The 3,020-nt window shown below is 76.2% G+C and carries 3 protein-coding genes; all 3 read right to left on the reverse strand.

The window, feature by feature from the left end; all coding sequences use genetic code 11:
* Positions 1-31: 31 nt before the first annotated feature.
* Positions 32-1,054 carry a pantoate--beta-alanine ligase gene (panC, locus tag FNQ90_RS17960; RefSeq protein ID WP_407699389.1) on the reverse strand — a complete coding sequence of 341 codons (1,023 nt, stop codon included), beginning with the start codon at positions 1,052-1,054 and terminating at the stop codon, positions 32-34.
* Entirely contained in the window at positions 1,051-2,058 is a 1,008-nt protein-coding gene (locus FNQ90_RS17965) for a Rossmann-like and DUF2520 domain-containing protein (RefSeq protein WP_228471356.1), read from the reverse strand. Before FNQ90_RS17965 ends, panC begins: the two co-directional genes overlap by 4 nt.
* Before the next feature lie 214 nt (positions 2,059-2,272).
* A complete protein-coding gene (locus tag FNQ90_RS17970) occupies positions 2,273-2,974 on the reverse strand; it encodes a response regulator (RefSeq protein ID WP_182607317.1) in 702 nt (233 codons plus the stop codon).
* Between the last annotated feature and the right edge of the window lie 46 nt (positions 2,975-3,020).

The following is a 3,020-nucleotide window of genomic DNA, read 5'->3' on the forward strand; positions in this document are numbered from 1 at the left end:
GTGCCACCGGTCCCCGGGTGGTCGTGGCTGGTCACCGGTGGGCTCCGAAGGTGAGGCGGATGTTGTCGATCAGGCGGGTCGAACCGACCCGGGCGGCGATCGCCAGGATCGCCTCGCCGACGTGGTCGGCGGGCACCTCGCGGAAGTCCCGGGGGTCGACCAGCGCCAGGTAGTCGGGGTACAGCGGGGGTTCCGCGTTCCGTGCCTCGTCCAGTACCGCGCGGGCCGCCGCCAGCGCGGAGGCCGGCGAGGCGAGGGCCCCGACCGGGTCGCCCGCCAGCGCGACGGCGTGCGCGTCCGCGGAGGCCCGGGACTCGTGGAGGGCGGCCAGTGCCAGGGCCCGGCGCTCGTCGGTGGGCGCCACCAGTGCGCGGGCGCGCAGCACCGCCTCGGCGGCGAGCCGGTCCCGGGCGGCGAACAGCGCCCGGGAGAGGGCCAGCGCCGTGACGCGCTCGTCGGCGTCCAGGTAGCGGTTGCGGCTGGAGAGCGCGAGCCCGTCCTCCTCCCGGACGGTGGGCACGCCGACGATCTCCACCGGGAAGTTCAGGTCCCGCACCATACGGCGGATCAGGGCGAGCTGCTGGGCGTCCTTCTCCCCGTACAGGGCGAGGTCCGGGCGGGTGAGGTGCAGGAGCTTGGCGACGACGGTGAGCATCCCGTCGAAGTGACCGGGGCGGGAGACGCCCTCCAGGACCTCGCCCATCGGCCCGGCGGCGATCCGCACCAGCGGCTCACCGCCGGGATAGACCTCGGCGGCGGTCGGCGCGAAGAGCAGGTCGGCGCCGGCCCGGGCCGCGACGGCGGTGTCCGCGTCGAGGGTGCGGGGGTAGCGGTCGAAATCCTCGCCCGCGCCGAACTGGAGGGGGTTGACGAAGACGGTCACCAGCACCCGTCCGGTGGGGCCGACCAGCCGGCGGGCGGCCCGGATGAGACCGGCGTGGCCCCGGTGCAGGGCGCCCATGGTCATCACCACGGCCCGGCGGACGCCGGGTTCGGGAGCGGGCAGGTCGGAGGCGGCGCGCAGCGGGGCGAGCGCGGGGGAATCGGCGGTCACGGTCGACCTCCGGGGTGCCGGGGGTCGTCCGGGTCCCCGTCCCGGGAGCCGGGGGCCCCGGGGTCGTCCGCGTTGCCGGCATCGTCCGCGTTGCCGGCGGCACCCGGGCCGCCGGTGGCCCGGAAGCCCCCGGGAGCGCCCCCGGGGTCGCCGTCGGCCAGCGCGCGGAGCAGCCGCTCGGCGTCCTCCGCCTTCAACGAGCCGTGGGCCAACGCCCGGTCGGCGGTGGTGCGGGCCATCGCCAGGTATCCGGGGAGCGCGTCGGGGGCGTGCGTGCGCAGCTCCGCGACGTGCGCCGCGACCGTGCCCGCGTCACCCCGCGCCACCGGCCCGGTCAGGGCGGCGTCCCCCGAGCGCAGCGCGTTGTCCAGTGCGGCGCCCAGCAGCGGGCCGAGCATCCGGTCGGGTGCCCCCACCCCGGCGGTCCGCAGCAGTTCCAGGGCCTGCGCCACCAGGGTCATCAGGTGATTGGCGCCCAGGGCGAGGGCCGCGTGGTAGAGCGGCCGGGCGGACTCCTCGATCCACTCCGGCTCGCCGCCCATCTCGATCACCAGCGCCTCGGCGGCCGGTCGCAGCTCCGGCGGCGCGGTCACACCGAAGGAACAACCGGCGAGCCGCTGCACGTCCACCGCGGTGCCGGTGAAGGTCATCACCGGGTGCAGCGCCAGGGGCAGCGCGCCGGCGGCGCGCGCCGGGTCCAGCACCGCCGTGCCGTACCGCCCCGAGGTGTGCGCCAGCAGGTGGCCGGGGCGGACCGCCCCGGTGCTCACCAGCCCGGAGACCAGGTCCGGGAGCACGTCGTCGGGGACGGTCAGCAGCACCAGTTCGGCCCAGGCCAGGACCTCGGCGGGATCGGTGCGCGGCACACCGGGCAGCAGCGCCTCGGCGCGCCGTCGGGATGCCTCGGAGACGCCCGAGACGGCGACAGGGCGATGCCCGGCCAGGGCCAGCGAGGCGGCCAGCGGCGGACCGACCCGGCCCGCGCCGACCACGCCGACGGACAGCCGGGCGGGCCGGTCGCCGGCGCGGCGCGCCTCCCCGACGGTGTCGGGGACGCGCCCGTCGGGCGGGCCGTCGGGGCTTCCGGCGGGGGGAGGGATCGTGTTCACGTGGGCCTTCCGTTCCAGTCCGCGAAGGGGTACCGGACGTTCACGGCCATGCTACGGGCGCGCCCCGCCGCCCCGCGCGGGCGGTGCCGGCCCCGGGACGGGGTGCCCGTCAGGAGCCGCCGGCCTGCACCAACCCGCTCTCGTAGGCGAGGACCACCGCCTGGACGCGGTCCCGCAGCTGGAGTTTGGCCAGGATCCGACCCACGTGTGTCTTGACCGTCGCCTCCGAGACGAACAGCTCCGCCGCGATCTCCCCGTTCGACAGGCCCTGGGCTATGTGCACCAGCACCTCCCGTTCGCGGTCGGTGAGCTGGGCGAGCTGCGGCGGCGGGCTCTGCTGCGCGAGCGGCAGCAGGGTCGCGAAGCGGTCCAGCAACCGGCGGGTGGTGGAGGGGGCGACCACGGCGTCGCCGCTGTGCACGGACCGGATCGCCGAGAGCAGTTCCTCCGGCGGCACGTCCTTGAGGAGGAAGCCGGAGGCACCGGCCTTGAGCCCGGTGAAGGCGTATTCGTCGAGGTCGAAGGTGGTGAGGATGAGCACCTTCGGCTCGCCGGGGCCGCCGTCGCCGCCCTGACAGATCCGGCGGGTGGCCTCCACGCCGTCCATGCGGGGCATGCGGACGTCCATCAGCACCACGTCCACCGCGCGCGAACGCAGCACATCCACGGCCTCGACGCCGTCGCCGGCCTCGGCGACCACCTCCATGTCCGGCTGGGCGGCCAGGACCATCTTGAAGCCGGTGCGCAGGAGCACCTGGTCATCGACGAGCATCACGCGGATGGACGGGGGGTCGATCTCGGGGGAGGACATCGCGGTGGCTCTTTCCGGGTGAGCGGTCGGGGGTGTCGTCCGGCAC

Source organism: Streptomyces alkaliphilus, from assembly GCF_014141535.1.
Taxonomy (GTDB): domain Bacteria; phylum Actinomycetota; class Actinomycetes; order Streptomycetales; family Streptomycetaceae; genus Streptomyces; species Streptomyces alkaliphilus.

Bases quoted from the DNA above. Each gene is read 5' to 3' on its own strand.
- FNQ90_RS17970 (WP_182607317.1), bottom strand. From the start codon at position 2,974: ATGTCCTCCCCCGAGATCGACCCCCCGTCCATCCGCGTGATGCTCGTC.